This is a genomic window from Asticcacaulis excentricus (genome assembly GCF_003966695.1).
GTDB classification, from domain to species: Bacteria; Pseudomonadota; Alphaproteobacteria; order Caulobacterales; family Caulobacteraceae; genus Asticcacaulis; species Asticcacaulis excentricus_A.
Genome location: NZ_AP018827.1, coordinates 554,423 through 577,929, shown reverse-complemented (window position 1 = coordinate 577,929; position 23,507 = coordinate 554,423). Strand labels below are relative to the sequence as shown.

14 protein-coding genes are annotated in these 23,507 nt (G+C 62.1%); 2 read left to right on the top strand and 12 right to left on the bottom strand.

The genetic code is table 11. The features are described from left to right. Positions 1 to 81 precede the first annotated feature (81 nt). The 5 genes from yajC to EM6_RS02765 all read right to left on the bottom strand — a co-directional run bounded on the left by yajC (position 82) and on the right by EM6_RS02765 (position 5,414). On the bottom strand, positions 82 to 381 hold the full coding sequence (gene yajC / locus EM6_RS02785) for a preprotein translocase subunit YajC (protein ID WP_126420153.1): 300 nt from the start codon (positions 379 to 381) through the stop codon (positions 82 to 84). A 140-nt stretch (positions 382 to 521) separates the two neighbouring features. Beyond that, positions 522 to 1,646 (bottom strand): peptidoglycan DD-metalloendopeptidase family protein, encoded by a 1,125-nt coding sequence (locus EM6_RS02780; protein ID WP_126420151.1) that lies wholly within the window; start codon positions 1,644 to 1,646, stop codon positions 522 to 524. 236 nt (positions 1,647 to 1,882) lie between these two features. After that, positions 1,883 to 3,238 carry a DUF3526 domain-containing protein gene (locus EM6_RS02775; RefSeq protein ID WP_126420149.1) on the bottom strand — a complete coding sequence of 452 codons (1,356 nt, stop codon included), beginning with the start codon at positions 3,236 to 3,238 and terminating at the stop codon, positions 1,883 to 1,885. Continuing rightward, positions 3,235 to 4,665: an ABC transporter permease gene (locus EM6_RS02770; protein ID WP_126420147.1), complete on the bottom strand. Its 1,431-nt coding sequence runs from the start codon at positions 4,663 to 4,665 to the stop codon at positions 3,235 to 3,237. Before EM6_RS02770 ends, EM6_RS02775 begins: the two co-directional genes overlap by 4 nt. Then, complete coding sequence (locus tag EM6_RS02765; protein WP_126420145.1) at positions 4,662 to 5,414, bottom strand: ABC transporter ATP-binding protein; 753 nt, start codon at positions 5,412 to 5,414, stop codon at positions 4,662 to 4,664. The genes EM6_RS02770 and EM6_RS02765 overlap by 4 nt, the downstream gene beginning before the upstream one ends. A gap of 68 nt (positions 5,415 to 5,482) precedes the next feature. Between EM6_RS02765 and EM6_RS02760 the strand changes: the two genes are divergently transcribed. Next, positions 5,483 to 7,597 carry a TonB-dependent siderophore receptor gene (locus EM6_RS02760; protein WP_126420143.1) on the top strand — a complete coding sequence of 705 codons (2,115 nt, stop codon included), beginning with the start codon at positions 5,483 to 5,485 and terminating at the stop codon, positions 7,595 to 7,597. Positions 7,598 to 7,605: 8 nt separating this feature from the next. On the opposite strand, the gene EM6_RS02755 is transcribed toward EM6_RS02760, so the two are convergent. After that, on the bottom strand, positions 7,606 to 9,561 hold the full coding sequence (locus EM6_RS02755; RefSeq protein WP_126420141.1) for a beta-N-acetylhexosaminidase family protein: 1,956 nt from the start codon (positions 9,559 to 9,561) through the stop codon (positions 7,606 to 7,608). Between the two features lie 228 nt (positions 9,562 to 9,789). Next, complete coding sequence (locus EM6_RS02750; protein ID WP_013480193.1) at positions 9,790 to 10,533, bottom strand: GntR family transcriptional regulator; 744 nt, start codon at positions 10,531 to 10,533, stop codon at positions 9,790 to 9,792. A 371-nt stretch (positions 10,534 to 10,904) separates the two neighbouring features. Here EM6_RS02750 and EM6_RS02745 point away from each other — a divergent pair, with 371 nt between their 5' ends. Then, on the top strand, positions 10,905 to 12,986 hold the full coding sequence (locus tag EM6_RS02745) for an alpha-L-fucosidase (protein WP_126420138.1): 2,082 nt from the start codon (positions 10,905 to 10,907) through the stop codon (positions 12,984 to 12,986). Positions 12,987 to 13,003: 17 nt separating this feature from the next. Here the strand turns inward: EM6_RS02745 and EM6_RS02740 are convergent, their stop codons facing one another. The 5 genes from EM6_RS02740 to EM6_RS02720 are packed head-to-tail and all read right to left on the bottom strand — an operon-like array spanning position 13,004 to position 23,494. Continuing rightward, positions 13,004 to 15,397: a hypothetical protein gene (locus EM6_RS02740; RefSeq protein ID WP_232037076.1), complete on the bottom strand. Its 2,394-nt coding sequence runs from the start codon at positions 15,395 to 15,397 to the stop codon at positions 13,004 to 13,006. Then, a complete protein-coding gene (locus EM6_RS02735) occupies positions 15,283 to 17,571 on the bottom strand; it encodes a GH92 family glycosyl hydrolase (protein WP_126420136.1) in 2,289 nt (762 codons plus the stop codon). The genes EM6_RS02740 and EM6_RS02735 overlap by 115 nt, the downstream gene beginning before the upstream one ends. Positions 17,572 to 17,616: 45 nt before the next feature. After that, positions 17,617 to 19,047 (bottom strand): glycoside hydrolase family 125 protein, encoded by a 1,431-nt coding sequence (locus tag EM6_RS02730; RefSeq protein ID WP_126420134.1) that lies wholly within the window; start codon positions 19,045 to 19,047, stop codon positions 17,617 to 17,619. A 5-nt stretch (positions 19,048 to 19,052) separates the two neighbouring features. Next, positions 19,053 to 20,894, bottom strand: a complete 1,842-nt coding sequence (locus tag EM6_RS02725; RefSeq protein WP_126420132.1) for a glycoside hydrolase family 35 protein — start codon at positions 20,892 to 20,894, stop codon at positions 19,053 to 19,055. A gap of 17 nt (positions 20,895 to 20,911) precedes the next feature. Continuing rightward, positions 20,912 to 23,494 carry a glycoside hydrolase family 3 C-terminal domain-containing protein gene (locus EM6_RS02720; protein WP_232037075.1) on the bottom strand — a complete coding sequence of 861 codons (2,583 nt, stop codon included), beginning with the start codon at positions 23,492 to 23,494 and terminating at the stop codon, positions 20,912 to 20,914. Between the last annotated feature and the right edge of the window lie 13 nt (positions 23,495 to 23,507).

Sequence of the window (23,507 nt, the reverse complement as noted above, 5' to 3'; positions counted from 1 at the left end):
AAAAATTCACGGGAACGGGTTGAATAAAAACACAAAAAGCCTGTCTGACGGATCAGACAGGCCCAGAGGGACTAAAGGCGCTTAGGCGGCCTTGTCATTGGCCGGGGCGGGGTCGCCCTTGGTGCGGACTTCGGCGATCATCGACTTGACGACCGGCACATTCACGCCCGAAGCGATTTCCACCATCACCTGGGTCTCTTCGACGCGGGTGATCTTGCCGATCATGCCGTTCGACAGCACGACCGTGTCGTTGCGCTTGACGGCATTGAGTTGCGCCTGATGTTCCTTGGCGCGCTTTTGCTGCGGGCGGATGATGAGGAAGTACATCAGGACGAAGATCGCCACGAAGGGCAGAAGCTGAACAAGAGCGGCAGTATCCAAGACCGGGTCTCCGTTTAGGCCCGCCAGCGGCAGGCGGGAAATAGGGTTGCGCCATACATAGGCACACAGATTAAAAGGTCAATGCGCTTTTTACGGCTTCCTTACGCGTGCAATGCTTTGGGCAGGTGATGGAACCTGCCTCAGGGCAGAACCAGCGTCGGATCAAAAGGCTTGGCGATTTCAGAGGACGGCGTATAGCGTACCTCGAAATGCAGTTGCGGCCGGTCCACCGCCCCCGACTTGCCCATGGTGCCAACGGCCTGCCCCTGAGCGACCTTTTGCCCGGACTTCACGCTGACCTTACCGAGGTGCGAATAGCCGGTGTAGAAGCCATCGGCGTGACGGATATAGACCGTATTGCCGAGTTCCTTCACCTGATCGCCGACATAGACCACCGTACCTTCATCGGCGGCCACAATATCCACCCCTTCCGGGCCGCCGATATTGATGCCGTCATTGCGCACATTCGGGGCCAACTGGCCATAACGCACCAATACATTACCCTTGTACGGCCAGACAAAGCGCCCCTTGCCCAGCTTGACGATTCCGGCTGTATCGGACGGCAGGGTTTTCGGCGTCTCAACGGGCTTGGCGGGTGGAGGCGTCGGCGCGGTTACAACCGGTTTAGCTACGACCGGCGTTGCGGCCACAGGTGCCGACACGACCGGCTTGGGTGCGGGCGGCGTCACGACGGGCTTCGGCGCATCGGCCTGCGCCACCACCGCCTTAACACGCTCAGGCGCAGGCCCGGAGGCATAGGCTTCCACCCCCTTGTCCTTGGCACCTTCGGGCAGCAAAATCTTCTGACCGATATGGGTCACGGAATCCGCCGCCAGACCGTTCATCTTGTACAGGGTCTGCACCGGCACGCCAAAACGCCGCGACACGCCAAACAGCGTATCCTTGGCCTGAAGCGTGTAGACAAACCCGGCCCGGCTGTCGTGCACCGGCAGGGTCGCCGTGGGCTTCGGGGCAGACGGCGCAGGCTTCGTCGCAACCGTGTTGGCCGGAGGCGGCGGCGGTGGCGGGGGGGGCAGTTCGCTTGTGGTCACCCCGCCTTTGGAGCCGAGGGGCTGATTGCCCGTCGGTTCCTCGACCGGTGCCGGTGCCGCCTCCGTCAATGCGGGCTGCGGCGCTTCGGCGACCGGCCGGTTCTCCATATAGATGGGATATTTCGGCGTCTGGGGCATCACCGTACAAGCCGAAAGGGCCGCTGCGGTTACCACCGGCAGGACAAAAACGGAAATTCGCTTGAAGGTGCGCATGAGGGTCTCCGGAGCGTCATTAGTCTCGCGCCTTTATGACCGAACTATGGATAATGAAAGATTACCGCAGCGCACATCTGTTGAGGATTTGCAAAGGAAACACCGTGACGAGCCGCCTTCGTGCCAAAACAGGCAGAGTGTCCATAAAATCCTTTCAGCATAACCTTGCTTACAATTGAAAGCCTTATAACAATAATCGAATCCATTTTTATTTACTTTTCAATATATTAATGCAATTACGCAATCCGCTTTCGCAAAAGCCACACACCCGCTCCGCCAAGACCGGCGCTCAGGGCGGCCCATGTCAGCATATAAAGACCCCTGATCCCGCCGCTGTAGGGTCGGGCTTCAAAGCGGGGGGCCAGAGCATAGTTCGCTTCCGGGAAGGGCGTCCTGTTGAAAATATAGGGGTAGTAGAAGCGGCGCAGCGCCGTATGGAAGGTCTTGATCTGGTCCTGGTAGCTTAGGTAGCCACGGATATCCGTATCGCCCAGTCGCTCCATCGCCGCCTGCACACCGACCGACGGCAAGAGATAGCCTACGCCTTCGGCCAGCGCCTGACGCTGTAGGATTCGACCGCGATAGGTGGCGACGTCCGCCGCCACGCTTTCATCGCCGAGGTGGTGAAACGCAAAATACCATTTCCATTCAAAGGTTTTACCCAGCGGGGCCGTGGCCTTCCATTCGGGATGAGAGTGGAAGAAGCGCTGCATCGTCAGGTCTTTGGGCACTTCCCAGGCCCCATGCACTAATTGCCGATGCTTGAGCACGATATCGACGCCCTGCGGCACCGGCACACTGCGGCTGATGGCGATATGGGCAAGGGTCGGCGCGACCAGCACCAGAATGACCCACTGACTCAGCAGCACCAACGCGTTGATGCGCGAGCCGAAGCCGAAGGCCGCCGTCAGCAGGCACAGCGCCGTCCAGAACATCACATAAAGCGCGATCAGGGCAACACCACCCATAACCCCCGCAACCGGCGCCTGAGCGATTACGGCCCCGGCGACAAAAGGCACCGCCACGGCCGCAAAAACCAGAGCGCTGCGTAGGCCCGCCCGTCTCAACCACAAGGCGATACCAGCTTTTGGGGCGGCGCGCAGCAGGGTGAGACGGCCGCTTTCCGCCTCTCCGGAGACCAGATCATGCAGCAATACCACAAGAAACAGCGGCGTCAGATAGACCAGCACGAAGCTCAGATCGAAGCGGCCGGGCAGAGCCAGTTCCGGATTGAAGATATCCCCCTCATATAGCTGGGCCTGTAGACCCAGCGCGCGCACGCGCAGATTATAGGGCAACACGTCTCTTTGCCCCAGGGCCGCGAAGGCCAGTCGCGAGGGCGGATCATAGGTGTGGTGAAAGCTGTAATAAGCCGCGTAGCCCGCATCTCCCTCCGGACCATAGGCCTTGGCCAGATCGGACATATCATTCTTCTGGAGGGTTTCCAGGTGCGCAATGACCGCATTCTGACGCGCGACTTCGTGCAGCCCACGCGCCACGGCAAAAATAGACAGCACACTGAGCACAATAAGCGCCGCCAGCGTCAGGCGTGAGCGTATCAGCAACAGCCATTCAAACCGGAGCATAGTCATTTCATCAGCCTTTCCAGACGCAGGGCCGACCACTGACCGAGCCCCAGCAGAACCCCGCACCACAGCGCCAGAACACCCAAAGCCGGGCTGAGGCGCTCCAAACGCTCAGCCATAGCCGGCGGCCGGAACACGAAGTCGGGATAGTCGGTCCAGTGGTCGTGCGAGATGCGGTTTTCCCGCGCCTTGTTGGTATCGTCGGCATAGGTCAGGGCCGTGGCCTGCAACTGGTTCAGGTGCTGGACAAGCCCGAAACGGTAGGCTTCGCCCTGTTCCAGAAAGGCCTGATACGCGCTGAGATCTGTGCCCGCTCCCGACATGGAGACGCGCTGCACGGCCAACACGGGTGCCAGCAGGCCCACACCGTCCATCAGGCGCGTCTGGGCGTGCTGCTGACCAAAATTGCGGTCAGCATAGGCCTTGAACAAGGCGCTGGTCATGCGCTCACCTTCCAGCGCCAGCAGGCCCTTGTAATTCACCGGCAGGTCTTCGACGCGCGAAACGCCGTAGCTTTTCAGCACCTTTTGCCGGAAGGCATTAAAGTAAGGATCATCGGGATTGTGGCTGTCTCCCATGGCCTTCAGCTCTTTGTGGATGCGGATATCCGTCTCCATCTGAGTCAGCAGCGGGCGCGCATGGGCAATGAGATCAGGCGCTATGCGCGGAACGAAAACGCAGAAAAAGGCCCACAGGGCGATCAGCCCCAGAAGGGCCTCTCGACCACGCCGTGCATAGCGGGAGACAAGAACAATCCCTATCGTCCAGATCAGCAGATAGAGGACGTAACCGGTAAGGATCGCTAGGGTCAGCCCCCAGCCCAGCATCGCCTGCGTGGCCAGCCAAGCCAGACTAACCAGCGCCGGCAGCAGGATCAGGCCCGCCACGACGGCCAGACACAGCGTCTTGCCCCAAAACATCTGAGGGCCGGTGACCCCTTGCGTCAGACACAGTACCAGCGTGCCGTTTTCGCGTTCGCGCGCAATGACGCCAAAGCCCAGAAAGATCAGCAGCAACGGGGCCAGCACCTGAAGACAGAAGGCGGGCGTCAACTGACCAAAACGCACAAGCGAAGTGTTTTGCCGCGTGTCCGAAAAGTTGGCGCTGTTCTGGCGATGGCCCTCCAGATAGAGCATCTGCCCGGTAAAGGCATCGACGCCAGGATCAAAGGCCGCCATCGGATTGAGCGGCCGGAAGACAAAATGCCCATAATGCACCATGCGGTGCGGGTGGCGGTCGGGCTGCGCATCGAAGGTCTGATTGGCCTCCGACTGATAGGTCTGACGCAGCCCCTGCGCATAGCGGAACTGATCCCAGGCATTGAGAATAGCCATCAGACTGAGGAGTAAAAACAGGGCGGCACTGATCACGGCCGTGCGGTTGCGCAACAGGGCCCGCCCTTCGCTGAGGGCGATGGTCAAAACCCGGCTCATGCCACCTGCCCCGGCTGCGCGGTCTGATAGGCCTGATAGAGGCGGTTGATATCGAAGCTCCGGCCTTCGCTTCTGTCCGCCACCTGTGTCAGGCGTCCCTCGCTGAGGAAACCGATGCGGTCGGCGACCTGCGTGGCCCCCAAAAGATCATGCGTGACCATCAGAATGGCCGTGCCACGCGCGCGCAAAACATCCAGCAGATCGTGGAATTCGCTGATCGCCCTGGGGTCGAGGCCCGACGTTGGCTCGTCCAGCAGCAGGACCGGTACCTCGCGCGCCACCGCCAGCGCAATCGCTGTTTTTTGCCGCATCCCCTTGGAATAGCCCGACAGCCGCTGGCCGCGCGCCGTCACGTCCAGCCCCACCGCCTCCAGCGCGTCGTCAATACGCGACGCTTCGGCGGTGACTCCCGCCAGCGTCAGGAGATAGGCGAGGTTTTCGCGCGCGCTCAGATGCTCATAAAGGGCCACATTCTCCGCTACATAGGCTATGTGCGCCCGCGCGGCGGCTGGGTCGGCGACGACATCCTGCCCGGCAAGGGTGACCTCACCGCCAGACGGCTTGAGAAAGCCCAGCAGCACCCTGAGCGTGGTGGACTTGCCCGCACCATTGCCGCCCAGAAGCGCAAATATCTCGCCCCGACTGACCTCAAGGCTGAGGTCATTGAGGACGGTCCGCCGGCCATAGCCAGCGGAAACCGCCTTCAGGCGAAGGATTACGCTTTGATCACCCCGTTTCATTTCGGTCATTGCCAACGGCCTCATATATCAGTATCGACGCTCTTATTATGTTATTACGTAACACTTCAAGGGCAAAAATGATGACCTCCCCTGTAAAACGTCTCCGCCTGTCTGGCTCCGCTTCGCTGATCGGGCTGGCGCTGAGTGGCGCAGTGGCCGGCACGGCCTGCGCCGATGCGCCCGTCGCCTCCGAGGAGCCGACAACGGTTGTGGTAGCCGGTTCACGCAAGGCCGCGGCCAGTATCAAGGGCCTCGATATCGAGCCCTTGCGCCTGCCGCAAAATGTCAAGGTGATCGACGAACACCTGATTGAGGACGCCGGGTTTACCAAGCTGGGGGAGCTTTATGACCTGGCGGGCGGCATGTCGCGGCAGAACAGCTTTGGCGGCGCGTGGGATGCCTACGCCATCCGTGGCTTTTCCGGCGACATCAATCAGGGGCCGGACCTTTTGATCAATCGCTTCAGCGCCAATCGCGGCTTCAATGCCCGCCGCGATGTCGCCACCATCGAACGCTTCGAGGTGCTGAAAGGCCCTGCTTCGGCCCTTTCCGGCAAGGGCGAGCCGGGCGGCTCGATCAATATTGTGACCAAGGCCCCGCTGGATCGGGCGCATTTCGGCGCCGACCTCTCAGCGGGCAGCTTCGCTACCTGGCGCGGCGCGGTGGATACAGGCACGCCTGTCGGGTCGCAGGTGAAGACGCGCCTGATCGCAGTGGCGGAACGTTCGGACGGGTTCCGGGACTTTACTCCTTCCGACCGCTGGCTGATCGCGCCGTCGATTGCTTATGCGCCGCGCGACACTTTGCGTTTTCTGTATCAGGGCGAATTCAACCGTGTGAACTTTACCCATGACCGCGGCCTCGTGGCCGTTAATGGTAACCCGCTGGCCCTGCCCGTCACGCGCTTTCTGGGTGAGCCCAATGATGGCCACATCCATCAGACCAGCAGTCAGCATCAGTTGACGGCGACCTATGACCTGTCCGACAGCGTCTCTGTCGAAGGCGGGCTGGCCTATCGCGACGGCGCAATGACCGGCCAATCGACGCACAATCGCCTGTTGCAGGCCGACGGGCTCCTGCGTCGGCAATTACGCATCCACGACTACACCTGGGACGATCTGAGCGGGCGTCTGGAACTCAGCGCGCTGACACAGGCCTTCGGGGCTGAGCATCAGATACGGGCGGGGATCGACGGCTTTGCCTACAACCAGTATCGCAAATTCTGGCGCTTCAACCCGACCGCCGCCAATCCCTATGGCATCAATATCTATAATCCAGTGTATGGCCAGACCAAGCCGGTGGCACCGCTCAATACCGATAACCACGAAGACCTGAGCGGACGCGCCCTCTTCGTACAGGACCTGATCAGTATTGGCGATCACTGGACCCTGCTTTTGGGCCTGCGCCACGATGACATCGATCAGACCGTGACCAACCGCATGAACAACAGCGCGGTATCGCAGTCCGTGAGTCAGACCTCGCCCCGCGCCGCCGTAACCTACAAGGCGTCAGATAATCTTTCCCTTTACGCCAGCTATGGACGCTCTTTCCGTTACAATCAGGGTGCCGACCGCTTTAACCGGCCCTTTGCCCCCGAAAAGGGCGAAGCCTACGAAATCGGCGGCAAGTTCAGCCTCAAAGAGCGCAAGCTGACCGGCACCGTGTCACTGTTCGACATCAGCAAGGACAACATCCTCAGCACGGATCCCGCCGACAATGCCTATCAGGTTGCGCTGGGGGCTGCGCGCTCCAAGGGGCTGGAGTTTGAAACCACGTATGCGCTGAACCGTTCGACCTATGTGACCGGCGTCTATACCTATGTGGACGCTAAGGTAACACGTGACACCACTGCCGCTCTGGTGGGCGGGCCCCTGAGCAATATCCCCGAACACAGCGGCGCGTTGTTCATCAGCTACGCCCCGGAACAGCACGCGGCCGGGTCTGTGAGCTGGTCCGGCGGGCTGGTGTTCGTCGGTGAACGTGCCGGCGATCCCAATAACAGCGGCTTCCGCCTGCCGTCCTTTGTCACCGCACGCGCCAGTGTCGGCTGGCAGGTCAGCGAGACGGTCGAACTGCGTCTTGAAGGTGACAACCTGTTCGACAAGGCTTACATTGAAAACAGCTACGACGCTGTGTGGCTGACGCCCGGAGCCCCGCGCGCCGTTACCCTGCGCCTACGCTACAGCCGGTAAAGCGAAAGTCAGGGCCAATAGACCAGCTTCGGGGCCTCAGTGATAAACACATCGAGCACCCCGTCGGCGACCCTGATCGGGCCTTCGGGGCGCGTGGCACCGGGTATGGTGCGCAGTTTTGAGGCCTCGGCCACCAGACCTTGCGCCGCCGTAAAGCGATCCGCGGCCGTTTGGGCATCAGCGGCCTGAAGCCCATCGACGGTCAGGCGAAGCGCCTTGCCCCACAGGGCGGTGGCCGTCAGCCAAGGGGCCGCTTCTTCGACAAAGCCTTTGTCCGTCACCCCGGCACGGATGCGGTCCGGCGCGTTGCTCAGATCATCGGCCCATTGCGACAGGGCGCTCAGCGCCGCCTGACGCTCGGCCATATCCGTCCCGGCCAGCGCGTCACGCACGCGGTTGATGGCCGCCCTCAGTTGCGGGGCCTGAGTCTGCCAAGGCTGATTACCGAAGGTGGGGGCCAGATGTTGCGTATCGAAAAAAGTCAGAAGCGCCTGCGTCACCTGCGAATCATTCCCGGCCAGATCACGCGCCGCTGCCCGCCAGGTACGTTCGGCGTCATAGGCCTGATCGTTCCACGCAAACGCCACCAGACCCGTCACCGCCGGGCGACTGGCCACCTCCTGATTCATCGGGTTGGAGACGATGCCGCTCAGTTCTGCCGACAGACCGGCTTCACGCCGCGCATAAGGTGCCATCAGCAGACGACCGGCGGATTCGCCAAAATCGTTGACCGGATAGTTATCCCACAACAGCGTCTTGCGCCCGAAGGCCTTGGTAGCATTGCGCGCATCGGCCACCGAAATCGACGGCGGCACGGTGTCCGTCCCCGTCCACTGGATCACGACGCGCGGGTCGAGCGCGGCGGCCAGTGCGGTTTTATAAGGCGAGACCTTAGCGTCGTAATATTCCGTCGGGACCATGATCAGTTCGCCGTGCCCGTTGGCGGCCAGATCGGCCTGCACGGCGTTCAGGAGGCCGGCCTGCGCCTTCGCCGCCGCTTCTTCGCCCGAAGGGCCAAAGGCCGCTTCGTCGGCCGCGCAGTTCCATTTTTTATACTCGATATCATCGAGCGCCACGTAGAAGCTGCGCACCCCTACGCTACGCAGCGCGGCAAACTTGGCGCGGATGTGCGCCAGATCGGCCGGATCGCTATAGCAGATGGACGGCCCCGGTGAGACGGCATAGATGAAGTTGACATGGTGTCGGTTGGCCAGCCCCACGAGCCCACCCAGGTCCTTTAACGTCTCGACCAGGTACGGTTCGCGCCACTTGTCGCGTGCATAGACATCGTCCTTGGGGCTGTAGATATAGGTGTTGGCCTTCAGGCCCGACAGGAATTCGATGTGGGCAGCACGCTGCGCCATGCTCCACGGCTTGCCGTAAAAGCCTTCGATAGTGCCGCGCACCGGCATGGACGGATAGTCACTGATCGTCAGCGCCGGCAGTCGCCCCTGGGCCACGATCTGCCTGAAGCTCTGGGCGGCATAATAGAGGCCGTCGGCATCGGCACCCGCCAGCACGATCAGTGCCCCGGAGGCCTGCTGACGCGTCGTCAATAGATAGGATTCGGGACGTGTGGGGACCGCCGCGCCCGTGGCGCTGAGCGCCGCCTTGACCTCAGCGTCGTTGACCGTGCCGATCACCGCATAGTCACCCGCAAAGCGCTTTGGCAGGCGCTTAACCACACGCACCGTTTCAACCCCTGCGGCCGTCAGGACCCGACGTACCAATGCCTCGGTTTCGGCATCGACCTTATCACCGCGCACCAGCAACAGCGACGTCCCCAGCTTAAGGTCCGCTCCGGTCAAGGTCAGGGACTGTGGCGTAGGATAGATCGCCGGTGCCGTAGCCACCGGGTGCGCCTGCGCGGTCACCCCTCCGGCACACATTACGGGCGCGCTGACGGCACACACAAACCAGCGTAAGGCCAGCCAGCGCGAACGACGGGTTGACTTCAGTCCCATAGTCAGGTCCTTCAAAGGTAATGTAGAGGTTCTATATAGGTATTGGATATAGGCGAAAATTGCGCCTGTCCAGAGCCTGTAGCGTCACAAACCGGAATTCGCGGGCAAAGCCTTGTCTATTCTACCCTCCCGGCGAAGGGCGCAGCCGCACGCAAGGCGGTGGCGATTCGGAGCCACTGCCGGATTACACTCACTAAGACAAAAGAAGTTTGGGATCAGAAGGTCGGATCAGCCCAGTTCGGCGATCACGTCGTAGGCTTCGCCGTGATAATAACACTGGCTGAATTCGACCGCCGTACCGTTGGACAGGAAGCCGCGGCGTTCGATAAACAGACCACATTCCCCGGTTTGTACGCCCAGCAATTCCGAATGCGCCTCACTGAGGGGCGCAGCGCGCAGGCGTTGCAGGGCGCGCACCGGACGGCTACCCGCTGCGGCCATGGCTTCGTAGAGCGATTCCTGCACGACATCGACCGAGGGCAGGAACTGCGCCGGCACGACGACGAACTCCAGACAGACGCGCACGCCATCGGCGCAGCGAATGCGGTGAAAACGGTGGACCAGCGACCCCGGCGACAGACCGAGCGCCAGCGCTTCTTCGGGCGTGGTCATGCTGGTAGTTTTTTTCAGCCAGATACTCGATGGCTTATAGCCGCGCGAGCGGATATCCTCTGAAAACGAGGTGAGAATGGCAAAATTCTTCTCGACCCGCGTAATCGACGGCATGGACACATAGGTGCCCGACCCCCGCGTGCGCGTCAGAAGCCCCTCTTCGACCAGCCCTTCGACCGCCTTACGCACCGTGATGCGCGACACACCATAAAGCACGCACAGCTCACGCTCAGGCGCCAGCGCCGCCCCCGGCTTCAGCTTCCCCCCCGCGATCTCATCGCGAATGGCATTGCGGATAAGCAGGTAGGCGTGGCCGCCATCGTCTTTCAGAAAGGCAGAGCGCAGAGCTGACTCGTTCATGTCACATCCAGTCGTTTCCTACCCATTTCATGTGGGTCTTCTGGCTTTCAGTCAATTAGAAGTTTGCATTTTAGGTCTTTGCGCGTTGTCCCCACGCGCAAAATACAGATCGTATACGGTAGCGATATCAATCATGTCCGGAACGGACAATACATATTAAATACATTTGCTTGCCAAAATCCTAAGCCCAATTACACCCGAATCCCTTGCGTCCTCTGCCATGCCCCGCCCCATTCAAACGCCCGTCAGTCCTGTGAACGCCTGTGTTTTCAGGATTAAAAGGCAAAATACGAAGCATCTGACTTTAGGCTTGCAATCAATCCCGGCTGAATTAGGGTGTTACCAATTATGAACCAAAGAGGCAAATTGGCATGTTGATGGATCGTCGCACCCTGTCCCTGTCCGTTTTCGCTGGTCTGGTCGGTGGCCCGGCCCTGGCCAGCGCCCCCAAAGGCCCCGCCCCCTTCGGCGCGACGCCGTCTGCGCGTCAGTACGACTGGCACCGGCTCGAAACCTACGGCTTCATGCACTACACTATTAACGCCTTTACGGACCGCGAATGGGGCTATGGCGATGAGCCAGTCAGCCTGTTCAACCCGACCGATTTCAGCGCCGATCAGATCGTTCTGGCGGCCAAAAGTGGCGGGCTGAAAGGCCTTATCCTGACGGCCAAGCACCATGACGGCTTCTGCCTGTGGCCAAGCCGCTATACCGAGCATTCGGTCAAATACAGCCCCTACAAGAACGGCAAGGGCGATGTTGTAGGCGAAATGGCCGAAGCCTGTCGCAAGCATGGGTTGAAGTTTGGCGTCTATCTGTCGCCCTGGGACCGCAATCACGCCGAATATGGCCGCCCGGCCTATGTCGAATACTATCACAATCAGCTCGAAGAACTGACGACGCAATACGGCCCGCTGTTTGAGGTGTGGTTCGACGGCGCCAATGGCGGTGATGGCTATTACGGCGGCGCGCGTGAACGGCGAAAAATCGACGCCCTCACCTATTACGGCTGGGACACCGTTCGCGCCATTGTGCGCAAGAACCAGCCGCACGCCGTCATGTTTGCCGATGAGCATATGGATGTGCGCTGGGTCGGCAATGAGCATGGTCAGGCCGGTGACCCCTGCTGGCCCACGGTCGATGACACCCCCTACACCATGGCCAAGGGCAATGCCGGTGTGCGCGGCGGCAAGATCTGGAACCCAGCGGAAACCAATACCTCGATCCGGCCCGGCTGGTTCTGGCACGCGGACGAAAGCCCGCGTACGCCGGCCAATCTGACGCGCGTCTATTTCGAGTCGGTGGGGCGCGGGACGACCCTGTTGCTTAACCTCGCGCCTGACCGCCGCGGCCGCGTGCCCGATGCCGATGTGGCTTCGCTCACTGGCTGGAAAGCCATTCTGGACAAGACCTTTGCCCGCAACCTGGCCACCGGGGCGAAGGTGACGGCCTCCTCGACCTATGGCGAGGGGTTCGGCCCGACGCAGGCCCTGAAAAGCAATGGCTTCTGGGCCGCCCGCACCTCGGACAAGGCCGGGGCGTGGATCCGCTTTGACCTGCCCAAAGCCCAGACCTTTGACGTCATCCGCACCGCCGAGGATATCCGCAAGGGCGTCCGCGTCGATGATTTCGCCATCGACATCCTCGAAAACGGCCGCTGGCGCACCCTGCAAACCCATACCTATATCGGCTACAAGCGCCTGACGCGCCTGTCGGCCCCCGTGACGACACGTGCGGTGCGTATCCGCATCCTGAAGGCCGCCGCCTCGCCCATTCTCGGCGATTTCGGCCTGTTCCTGATGCCGCCGGTGCTGGAAGAACCCACGATCAAGCGCGATCGCGCCGGACTGGTCAGCCTGAGCGCCGCCGAAACCGATGTCCGCCTGTTCTATACTCTGGACGGCAGCGCGCCGACGACGGCTTCGACGCCATTCAGCGCCCCCTTCCCCCTGCCCGAAGGCGGTCAAGTGCGGGCCGTGGCCTTCAGCCCGGCGCGCAAGGCGCTGAGCGCCGCCTCGGTCGCCCAATTCGATGTCGCCCCGGTTGGCTGGCGGATGGTCTCGGCCAGCAGCGACACGCCGAACGCGCTTCTCGATGGCAAGGGCTTTATGGGCCGCAAGGGCCAACCCGCCGAACTGATCCTCGATCTGGGCAAGGTCTATGACCTGAAGGGCTTTACCCTGACGCCCGGCGTGCAGGACATCTATCTGGACGTGAACACGGTGGCTCAGATGGGGGCGCCGGCGGGTTACATCGCCTCTGTCAGCCTTGACGGCCAAACCTTTGCGCCCGCAGGCGAAGGCGAATTCTCCAACATCGCCAACAGCCGCAGCGAGCAGCGCATCCGCTTTGATGCGCCGCATAAGGGGCGCTACCTGAAACTGCGTCTGCCGCGCGCCGTGCAGGACAAGCCAACGGTGGCCTTTAGCAGCGTAGGCGTTATTACGCGGTAACGGACGGCGCAGGCGGCCTATCGCGGATAGAGCCAGGCCTGCGCCACCTGCCGCCCGCGCCCGGAGCCACCCAAGCCCTGCGGACGGAACCATTTAAGGCTGAGGCGGCCTGTAGCTGTGACCTCTGGCGGCAGGTCCATCTCTACCGTCTCCGGATTGCTGCGGCGGGCGCGGCCCGCGTGCAGGGTCGTCGTGTCATTGGCGATCAGAGTCAGCGGCAGGGCATAGTCTTCGCCGGCATAGACGATTTTAAGCCGATAGGTCCGTGAGCGATCCAACCCTTCGTAGCGCAGTTCCAGCGGGGTTTCATACAGCGCCTCGGCATAGGTGATCCACGCCAGACGCCAGCCGTCATCCGGCGTGCGGTCGGCAATGCTCTCTATGACCCCCGCCATTCGCTGCGGGTCGGTGGCCCAGTCAGTGCCGCGTACCAGATGCGGTGAGGCCTGCGGATCGCCCAGATCATCGTAAAATCCGCCGGGCGGCGGCGCATCGCGACGTAACAGCGCTGCCAGACGGTCAGCGCGATTGGGTTCCGGCAGGGCCTCGATCTCATCCATCTGGCGGGTCAGCCACACCCGATCGTTCAGCGACACCTCAAGCCGGTCCAGATTGGCCCCGCGCTCCCAGTTGGACGCCCCATAGAGCCGCACGCTCAGTTGCAGGCCGATGGCTGTATAGAGCCGCCCGGCCAGAGCGTGTATCTCAGTGCGTAAGGCCTGCGTGTCTGCGTCATCGGGAGTGGAAAGCGCTGAACGCGCTGCCTGAAAATTGTTTTCAGACAGCGCCTTATAGGCGGCTTCTTCACGTTGCGTCTCCGCCACAACGCGCCGCTGCACATAGGCGTCATAGAGGGCGCGATAGGCCAGCATGTCGTAACGCCAGTTATCCCGATGCGGCAGGGTCTTCAACATTGCCAGGGTACGCGGGATGTCGCCGTTTCGCCGCACTGGCCCGCGCCAGTTGCGCTCCAGTCCTTCCAGCACCGCCCCGAACCGCGCATCCCCCAGAAAATAGCGGCCATAGTCCGCCGCCATCGTCCTCGGTGTTTGCGCGGAATCAATGCCGAGCCCGACCCACAACATCTTGTTTACATCATCCGTCACCCCTTCGGAATAGGTGACAAAGCCGTCAAAATCCGCGGCGAAATGGCGGTAGATATGGCTTTGGGCCTGCGGTTGCGGGTTGATGGGTTCGCGTCCTTCGGTGAGGGCAAGGGCCGCATCAAAGCCCGGCACCGGAAACTGCGCGTGCAGGGTATGGGCGATGTCGGGATAGAAAAGTACCTTATAACGCGCCGGAATGCGCGCCCGCTGCACCGGTAGGCCATCGCGCGACTGCGGCCCGACAAAGACCCCCGTCAACCATAGATTTTCCTCTGCCATCAGGGCGTAGAAGCGCTCATACTGCGCCTTGTCAAAGCCCTGTGCCGACACCCACACCGTCGCCTTCGGGTGATAGCGGCGCAGGATCGCCGCCTCATCGCGGATCAGGGGGAAGAGGATATCCGGCGGGGTATGGCCGGGGTCGCCACCCGGAATGAACAGGCTGTTTATGTGCGGTGTGGCGCGCACCAGCGCTTCAAAGCGCTTAAGCTCCGTCGCCCTTTGCGCCGGGTCGCCATAGTCGGCCATCATCTGCGGGTAATAGAGGTGAAAATCGACCCCATAGCGTTCCGCCAGCCGCGACACGCCGATCAGGGTGTCGAGCGGCGGGGCCGGAAACAGCGGGCTTTCGGCGGCATCATCCGAAATCGGGGCGATCCATTGCAGGCCATTGGTGCCGAACACGATAAGGTCGCGCAGATGCCGCTCGAACATGGCCAGCGTAAAGGCATCATAGCTGTTGTTTTTGAAGCGGTAGCCGATCTGATGCGCGCGGATGGCCTTATCGGGGGTGACATACAGAGGCAAGCCGCGCAACCGTCCCCGCCCCCGCCCCCGCTCCGCCTTGCGCAGCACATGGCCCATACCAAACATCAGACCGCGATCATCGTCACCGGCGATAATCAGCCAGTTGTCTTTGGAAAACAGCGCATAGGCTTCGGATCGCGCGGCCGGCAGGGTCTGGCTCCAGTCCTGCCACGCGGCACGCACCCTGGGTGTCAAGAGCGCGGCCACCTGCGACCGCTGCGCCAGCACCACCTGCCCTTTTAAGGCACCCAACACCGGCTCTTCCCGGAACCACGCCGCCGTGGTCTGGGCCTGCGGGCTGGCGTCAGGCGCGGTGATCAGGTTGGCCGCCTGCGCCGACAGGCACAGGCACAGCCATAGACACAGACACAGGAGCCGTGCCATCACACGAAGGATGGCGGCCGGTCGGCCTGCCGCGCCCCGAAGGCCGGGTTCGGCGTGGCGCTCATCAGGAAGCGTAATTCGCCACCGCGCATCAGGGTGTCGTGCGAAATCCACGACCGACTCCACGCCTTGCCGTTCAGGCGCACCCCGCTGACATAGACCTTATCCGGCCCGTTGCCTTCGGCGATAATGCTCAGATGCCGCCCGTTACCGAGTGCAAGACGGGCACGATTGACCAGGGGCGAGCCGAAGACATAGACGCCGCTGACCGGATCAACCGTGTACAGACCGAGCGCGCTCAGCACGTACCAGGCGCTCATCTGGCCGCAATCCTCATTGCCCTCCAGTCCATTGGGCTCGGCACGGTACATGGCCTTCATCAGCATCCGCACACGCGACTGGGTTTTGGGCAGGGCACCGGCATAGGCGTAGAGATAGGCGACGTGGTGGCTGGGCTCATTGCCGTGCGCATACTGCCCCACCAACCCGCTGATGTCGTCGAGAGAGCCGTGATCAAGCTCAGACGGCGCATTGAACAGGGCATCCAGCTTGGCCTCAAACGCCTTGTCACCGCCGAACAGGCTCATATAGCCATAGAGGTCGTGCTGATTGAGGAAGGTCGCCTGCCAGCCATTGGTTTCCGTATAGTCGCGCCAGCGCTTCTGATCATGGCCTAGAGACTGCGGGAAATAGGGCGTCACCCAGGAACCGTCGGCCTTTTTGCCACGCATGAAGTAGATGTAAGAGTCGAAGAGATTGCGATAATTTCTTGAACGTTCTCGCAATTTACGCGCATCTTCATGCGCGCCCACTGCCGCAGCCAGCTTTGACGCACACCAGTCACTATAGGCGTATTCCAGCGTGCGTGAAACGGACTCATCAACCTTATCGGCGGGGATATAGCCTAGCTGGCGATAGAGGCCGAAGCCGTGCACATCGTCATCAAAGGCGCGTTTGCGGATCACCTTATAGGCGGCCTTGTAATCGACGCCGGGCACGCCCTTGACGCAGGCCTCGGCCAAAACGGCAGCGCTGTGATAGCCGATCATGGTGTCGGTCTCACGCCCCTGAAGCGGCCAGATGGGTGCGCCCGCCGGGCTTTCCTGCCCCATGCGCGCCAGACCGCCGATCATGCCGGGCAGGCGCGGCCCCTGTGTCAGCGTATAGAGCGGGTGCGCGGCACGATAGGTGTCCCACAGGCTGTAAGTCGAATAGTTCTCCTCACCGGGTTTCAGGCTGTGCACCTGATTGTCCATGCCGCGATAGCGACGATCAACGTCGGAAAACAGGGTCGGCGCCAGCAGGCTGTGGTAATGGGCCGTATAGAAGACCTTACGGTCATTTGGATCGCTAAGGTCCACGCGGATGCGCGACAGTTCACCCTGCCACGCCAGATGCGCTGACCGGCGCGTGCCCTCGAAATCAAAGCCCGGCTGTTCGGTCTCAAGGTTTTTCAGGGCCCCGTCAATATCGACCGCCGAAATTCCCACCTTGACCAGCAACGGGGCCGATCCGGCGTCATCGAAATGCAGGGCGCATTTCAGCTTGCCACCGGCAACCTCCGTGCCCCCGATCGGGGCGTCGTCCTGATACAGCTCGGCACGGCTGAACGGACGCGATAGTTTCAGCGCGAAGAAAATCCAACGCCCGTTGGCCCACATGAAGACCTGACGCCCACCCACCAGCGTGTCATTGCCGATCAGGCGCAGACTGGTATTGTCGAGCTTGGTCGCGGGTGACTTTTCCCACCAGTTGCGCTGCCCGTGTGCCCAGTCGATCAACAGGTGCCCCGCCTCGCCTGCCGGGAAGACATAGCGGTGCAGCCCCGTGCGCAAGGTGGCCGTCAGTTCGGCGCGCACGCGGCTGTCGGTCAGGGTGACGGCGTAGTAGCCGGGGCTGGCTACCTCATCGGTATATCGGGAGCGGTAGCTGCCTTCGATCTTTCCCGGTTCGCCGGGGTTAAGCACGACGGCTCCGGTGCGCGGTGTGACCAGACAGTCGAGCATGTCCGCACAGCCCGTCCCCGACAGGTGGGTGTGCGAAAAGCCCATGATCGAGCCGTCCTTGACGTGATAGCCGGAGCAGGAATCCCAGCCATTATTGCTGGTGTCCGGCGACAACTGGACCATGCCAAAAGGCAGGGTCGCCCCCGGATAGGTATGGCCGTGGCCACCGGTGCCGATAAAGGGATCGACATGGGCGCACAGGTCGTCCTCAGCGGCCAGAGACTGAACCGGCAGGACGGAGGCCACCGAAGCGGCCCCCAGAAGCGAACGGCGATTGATCATCGAAAGGCACTCCAAGTTCGCGGGTTAGCGCGGCAAGTTAGCGGATCACAGAAGGTCAGGGGCAGTCCGCATCAGGGTCAGCACCGTCTCTCCGAACAGGCTGTTGGCCCAGGCAAACCATGAGCGGGTGAAATGGCTGGCATCGTCCTTGTGCACCGATTCATTGACGAAGCCGCGTGGGGCCGAGGCCCGCACAATGCCCGCAAGGCAGGCGCGTTGTTCGGCCTTATCCTGAGTGGTCAGTATCTGCATCATCAGGGCGATGGGCCACACCGTGTCCGGCTCCGAATGCGGGCTGCCGACGCCGGACAGGACCTTGCCCTCGAAATAATAGGGGTTGCGGCGGCTCAAAACCGCGCGGCGGGTGCGCTGATATAGCGGGTCGTCGATACGACAGGCCCCCAGATAGGGCAGGCTGAGCAGGCTTGGCACATTGGCGTCGTCCATGAACAGGCCATTGCCGAAGCCATCGACCTCATAGGCCCACATGTCACCACCGTCTGGCGCGCTGAGGCGACCATAGGCGTTCAAGGCGTCGCTGACCTCCTGCGCCAGCGCCAGACAGGACTGCGCGAACGCTGCCCCCAGCCCTGACGGTTGCGCCAGCTCAGCCAGTTGCCGCAGACTCACGACCGCAAAATGATTGGCCGGGATGAGGAAGGGATAGAGGCAGGCATCGTCGGACGGGCGGAAGCCGGAATGGATCAAACCGACCTTGCGCGTCGGGGCCCCATAGCCGCGCGCCAGCGTCTCGGTGGGTTCGGACGCCGTGCGTTGAAAGCGGTAAGGACCGTTGCCCTCCTTACGCTGCTGAACGCGGAAGGTATCGACCACCGTGTGCATGGCGGCGCGCCAGGTCTCGTCAAAGGCGCTGACATCTCCCGTCTGACGCCAGTACAGATAGGACAGGCGCACCGGATAGCACAGCGAGTCTATTTCCCATTTGCGCTCGGCCACGCCCGGCTTCATGTCGGTAAAGTCGGTCTGCGACCACGACAGGTCGGTGCGTGCCTTGGGGTCGTGCATATAGGCATTGGCATAGGGGTCGATCAGGATGCATCGCGACTGACGATGGATCAGACCGACAAACAGGCGTTGCAGCGCCTTGTCTTCGGCCACCAGTGGCAGGTAAGGTGTCACCTGCGCGGACGAGTCCCTGAGCCACAATGCCTTGATATCGCCGGTAATGACGAAGGTGTCGGGCTTGCCATCCACCTCCCCCAGCTCAACCGTCGTATCGAGCGTGTTGGGGTAGGCGTTTTCAAACAGCCGCGCCAGAGCCGGGTTGCGGATAGCACGGCGGGCCTTGGCGATGGTCGCTTCGACCGCCGCCGAGCGGAAACCGCGCTGTTGCGGCGGCAGCCGCAGGCCTGAGGCCACCTGAGGCGACATGGGCGGAATCTCGGCCAGAGCGGGCGTCGCCAATACGCCCAGGGTGGTTGCCCCCAAAGCGGTGAGAAACTGTCTGCGCTGCATTGGCCCTATCCTTTTACCAGACCCGGCAGGTCCCAGATCTGCGATCCCGAACCGGCCAGTGAACGTTCACCCTGATCGTGCAGGTCGAGCACGACGACTTCATTGACGCCGACCTTGAGATAAGGGGCCGGTACGAACACGGCGCGCTGCGGCCCAACGGACCAGTAGCGGCCCAGATTGTGCCCGTTGACCCAGACATAGCCCTTGCCCCAGCCGCGCAGGTCGAGGAAGGTGAAGCCCGCCTCAGGGGTTTCAAACGTACCGCGATAAAAGGCCGGTCCATCGACGCGCTGACGCTTGAAGCGCAAAGCGCTGAGGTCATCGAGCGGTACGCCCTGATGCGTCCAGCCGGTGAGCGGCTTGCCATTCAGCGTGACCGGCCCGATCAGGCCCTTCTGATCCTTGCCGATCTGGTCGCCATAGTTGATACGTCCCATGGCATCGATGAGCAGCTCAAGAGTCTCACCTACATTCAGTGAGACCTCTATCTCGGTCTCTTTCAGGCGGCGATCCAGCGTACCGACGCGCGCCTGTCCAGCGCTGACAAGGGCATAGTCGCGCGCTTCGCCCACACGCAGTTGCCCCGAAAGAGCGGTTTTGGCGGTGTGTCTGTAGAGCATCAAGCCATGGGGCTGCCCCATCTGCTCAAAGGTTTTGGGCTGCGCATGGCTGACACCCTCGGGGTACAGTTGTGACAGCGGGGCCGTTTCGCGCAGCGCAAAGCGTTCAATCTTCAGCGCCTTTTCCGGTTCCGGCAGGGCGGTGAAGCGTTCTGCCGGCACATAGCGACGGAAGAGTTCGCGCGCCGCCTCGTATTTCGGTGTCACGCGCCCGGCCTCATCCAGCATGGCGTCGTAATCATAGCTCGATATATCCGGTTGATAGCCATGCGTTTTGTGGAAATTGGCCCCGGCGTCAAAGGCGAATGAGGTGCCCCCATGCAGCATGTAGAAGGAGAAGCTGATGCGATTGTCGAGCATCCATTTGAGGCTCTCCATCAGAGGCGGGATTTCCATATTGGCGTGCATTTCGCCGAAATGGTCGAACCAGCCGCCCCACAACTCAGTACACATGCGGGGGCCCTTGGTCTTGAACCTGGCATAGCGCGCAAATTCGCCTTCCGCCTTGTCATAGGTACCAAAATTGATGCCATTGAACAGTTCCGGCAGGGCACCATTTTCAATGACCGCCGCCCCATCGACCGTATAGAGCTGACCGATGAAACCCGCGGCGCGCACCTGATCACGGACGGCGCGCATATAGTTGAGGTCATTGCCGTAGGAGCCGTATTCGTTTTCGACCTGCGTCATCAGGATCGGGCCGCCCTTGTCGATTTCAAGGTGCGCCACCTCCTGCCCCAGCCGCTTCAGCCACTGACCCGCCGGGCCCATATAGCGCGGGTCGAGCGAACGCGGGCGGATGTCCGGGTCATTGAGAAACCACGCCGGATAGCCGCCATTGTCCCACTCGGCGCAGGCATAGGGGCCGGGCCGCAACAGGACGTGCAGCCCCTCTTCCTGCGCCATCTTCACCCAGGCGGCAACATCGAGATTGCCGCTGAAATCATAGACGCCCGGCTTTTTCTCATGCGCGCTCCAGAAGGTGTAGGTCGAGAGCGTATTCAGCCCCAGCGCCTTCAGCTTGCGCAGACGATCACGCCACAGTTCGCGCGGGATGCGCGGATAGTGCATCTCGCCTGCCATCAGGTGCACGGGCTTGCCGTCCAGCAGGAACTCATCATCCTTTATCGTAAAGCGCGACGAGGCCGCGCTGGCGTCACCGGCTGAAAAACCGAGCGTCACCGTCGAAGCGGCCAGCCCGCCGAGAATCTGTCTGCGATCAATCATAAGCGTCGTATCCTGTCTTACTTCGGCAGCGCCATCTGGCCGGTGATCGAAAAATCGGCGCTCAGCGTCTGAGCAAATCCGGGCTGACCGCCGCCGACCGACAGGCTGTAGGCCCCGGCGCGGATGGCGCGCTCACCCTCAAGCGTGACCGTGCTCAGATCGCGCGGGTCAATCGTCATATAAACGACCCGGCTTTCGCCCGGCTTCAGGCTGACGCGCGAAAACGCCGCCAGCGAAGCGTTGAGGCCAAAGGCATCCGGGCGCTTAACATAGAGCTGAGCCACCTCGTCGCCCGCGCGCGCGCCTGTATTGCGCACACGGACGCTGAGGCGCAGCGGCTGGCCGGCATTCAGAGCGTTCGTGTCCAGTTTCAGATCGCTATAGCTGAACTGCGTGTAAGACAGGCCGTGGCCGAAGGGATAGAGGGGCTTGCCCTTGAAATAACGATAGGTGCGCCCTTCCATGCGGTAGTCGATAAAGGGTGGCAGGTCCTGCACCGAGCGATAGAAGGTCACGGGCAGGCGACCGGAGGGGTTAGACTCGCCGGTCAGGGTGCGGGCAATGGCCGTGCCCCCCGCCTCGCCTGGATACCAGGCGGCCACCACGGCGTCGGCATGCGCGTCGGCCCAGTTAAGCGCCACCGCCGAACCAGACAGCAGCACCACGACCAGCGGTTTACCCGTGGCCTTGACCGCCTTCAGCAGGTCCTCCTGCGTGCGCGGCAGGCCGAGGTCGGTGCGATCCCCGCGGTCAAAGCCCGGCACCAGAATCTGAAGCTCCTCGCCTTCGATGTCCGGCGACAGGCCGACGAAGGCCACGATGGCATCGGCGGCCTGCGCGGCCTTGACCGCTTCGTCGATCTGCGGCTGCGCCGGGGCGATCCATTGCAGGCGCACGCCCCAATCGCCGCCCACATGGCGGTACTCAAGGCGCAACCGGCGCGCGGCGGCGCTGTCGAAGGTCAGTTCGGCCTCCAGAGACTTACCGTCGCCCGTATCGACGATGACCGGCTTGTCATCGAGATAGAGGCGCACCTCATCGTGCTGGTTGGCCTCGCAGGACCAGCAGCGATCCACGAACACTTTCAGGCGATAGGTGCCCGCCGCCGGGGGTACGATCTGACCGCTCCAGCGGATGCTGTAAGGGCCGTCTTTCAGCCCCTTGACCGGCAGGCGGTTCATGAACTCCAGATTCACCGTACGCTCGGTGCGCGTCTCGACCGGCGCACCGGCAAAGTCGGCATTGGCGTAGTAGCTGGCTGTCAGGCCCGATAGGCCTTCGGGTGTGCGTAGCGCGGTTTCCGGCACCGTGGTCGGCACCCCTTCGGCCAAGGTCGCGCCCTGCGCATACAGCACCTTCGCGGCCCCCAGTTGCGCCCGCAATCCAGCCAGCGGCGTCACCGGCTGACGCGCTATGCCATTATAATTGCCGCGCAGAGTCTCCTGCGTGTCGGCATTGGGGCCTATGACCGCGACGGTTTGACCCGGCTTAAGCGGCAGGACCCCGTTGTTTTTGAGCAGAACCAGCGACTGTTCCGCCGCCTGTAGCGCTAATCCTTGCGCCTGCGGCGTGTTGATGGCGTCCGGGCTGATCTTCGACCACGGGCTGGGCGCGCCATCGATGCCAAGACGCTTGCGCACATCCAGCAGGCGGTTCAGCGACTGATCCATCAGGGATTCAGGGATCAGACCCCGGCTCACGGCTTCAGGCAGGGCCGCATAGGCATTGCCGCAATTGAGATCGACACCAGCCTTCAGGCTCTCGGCCGAGGATTCGGCATCATTGAGGCGATAGAAGTGGAAGCGCGTCATGTCGTAAATGGCGTCGCAGTCGGTGACGATGTAGCCCTTGAAACCCCAGGCCTCGCGCACATAGGTCTTGAGCAACAGCTCCGAGGCACAGGCCGGCACGCCCGCTACGGCATTATAGGCACACATGACCGACTGCGCCTTTGTGGTCATCACCGAATAGCGGAAGGCCGGCAGATAGGTCATTTCCAGATCATAGGGCGAAACCGAGGCCGCAAAGCCATGCCGCCCGGCCTCTGGCCCCGAATGCACGGCCAGATGCTTGACCGAGGCCACAACTTTCGGGTGCTGCGGGTCCGGCCCCTGAAGCCCGGTAACAAAGCCTTCCGCCAGACGGCTGGTCAGGAAGGGGTCTTCGCCATAGGTCTCCTGCCCCCGCCCCCAGCGCGGATCGCGGAAGATATTGATATTGGGCGACCACAGGGTCAGGCCGAAATAGCGCTGGTGATCCCCCGCCGGATCGGTCGAATTGAACTTGGCGCGCGCCTCGGTGGAGACCACATCCCCCACCTGTTTCAGCAGGGCCGGATTCCAGGTGGCCGCCAGCCCGATGGCCTGTGGGAATACGGTGGCTTCGCCCGCCCGCGCTACGCCGTGCAGGCCTTCGTTCCACCATTCGTAGGCGGTCAGGCCCGCCGATGGCAGGGCTGGCGCCCGGTTCTGCATCTGCGCTGCCTTCTGCTCGACCGTCATGCGGGCAATGCGCGGGTCAAGCGGTGGCTCAGCCGTTTGCGCCAAGGCCGCACCAAAGGACAGGGCGCTGAGGCTAACGGTCAGCAGAAGGGGTTTCACAGCGGAAAAAACA

What these genes read in the sequence shown, in the direction of transcription:
- EM6_RS02725 (WP_126420132.1), bottom strand. Translation starts at nt 20,894, where the DNA reads ATGATTGATCGCAGACAGATTCTCGGCGGGCTGGCCGCTTCGACGGTG.
- EM6_RS02760 (WP_126420143.1), top strand. Translation starts at nt 5,483, where the DNA reads ATGATGACCTCCCCTGTAAAACGTCTCCGCCTGTCTGGCTCCGCTTCG.
- EM6_RS02730 (WP_126420134.1), bottom strand. Translation starts at nt 19,047, where the DNA reads ATGCAGCGCAGACAGTTTCTCACCGCTTTGGGGGCAACCACCCTGGGC.
- EM6_RS02765 (WP_126420145.1), bottom strand. Translation starts at nt 5,414, where the DNA reads ATGACCGAAATGAAACGGGGTGATCAAAGCGTAATCCTTCGCCTGAAG.
- EM6_RS02775 (WP_126420149.1), bottom strand. Translation starts at nt 3,238, where the DNA reads ATGACTATGCTCCGGTTTGAATGGCTGTTGCTGATACGCTCACGCCTG.
- EM6_RS02735 (WP_126420136.1), bottom strand. Translation starts at nt 17,571, where the DNA reads ATGATCAATCGCCGTTCGCTTCTGGGGGCCGCTTCGGTGGCCTCCGTC.
- EM6_RS02770 (WP_126420147.1), bottom strand. Translation starts at nt 4,665, where the DNA reads ATGAGCCGGGTTTTGACCATCGCCCTCAGCGAAGGGCGGGCCCTGTTG.
- EM6_RS02750 (WP_013480193.1), bottom strand. Translation starts at nt 10,533, where the DNA reads ATGAACGAGTCAGCTCTGCGCTCTGCCTTTCTGAAAGACGATGGCGGC.
- EM6_RS02755 (WP_126420141.1), bottom strand. Translation starts at nt 9,561, where the DNA reads ATGGGACTGAAGTCAACCCGTCGTTCGCGCTGGCTGGCCTTACGCTGG.
- EM6_RS02745 (WP_126420138.1), top strand. Translation starts at nt 10,905, where the DNA reads ATGTTGATGGATCGTCGCACCCTGTCCCTGTCCGTTTTCGCTGGTCTG.
- EM6_RS02780 (WP_126420151.1), bottom strand. Translation starts at nt 1,646, where the DNA reads ATGCGCACCTTCAAGCGAATTTCCGTTTTTGTCCTGCCGGTGGTAACC.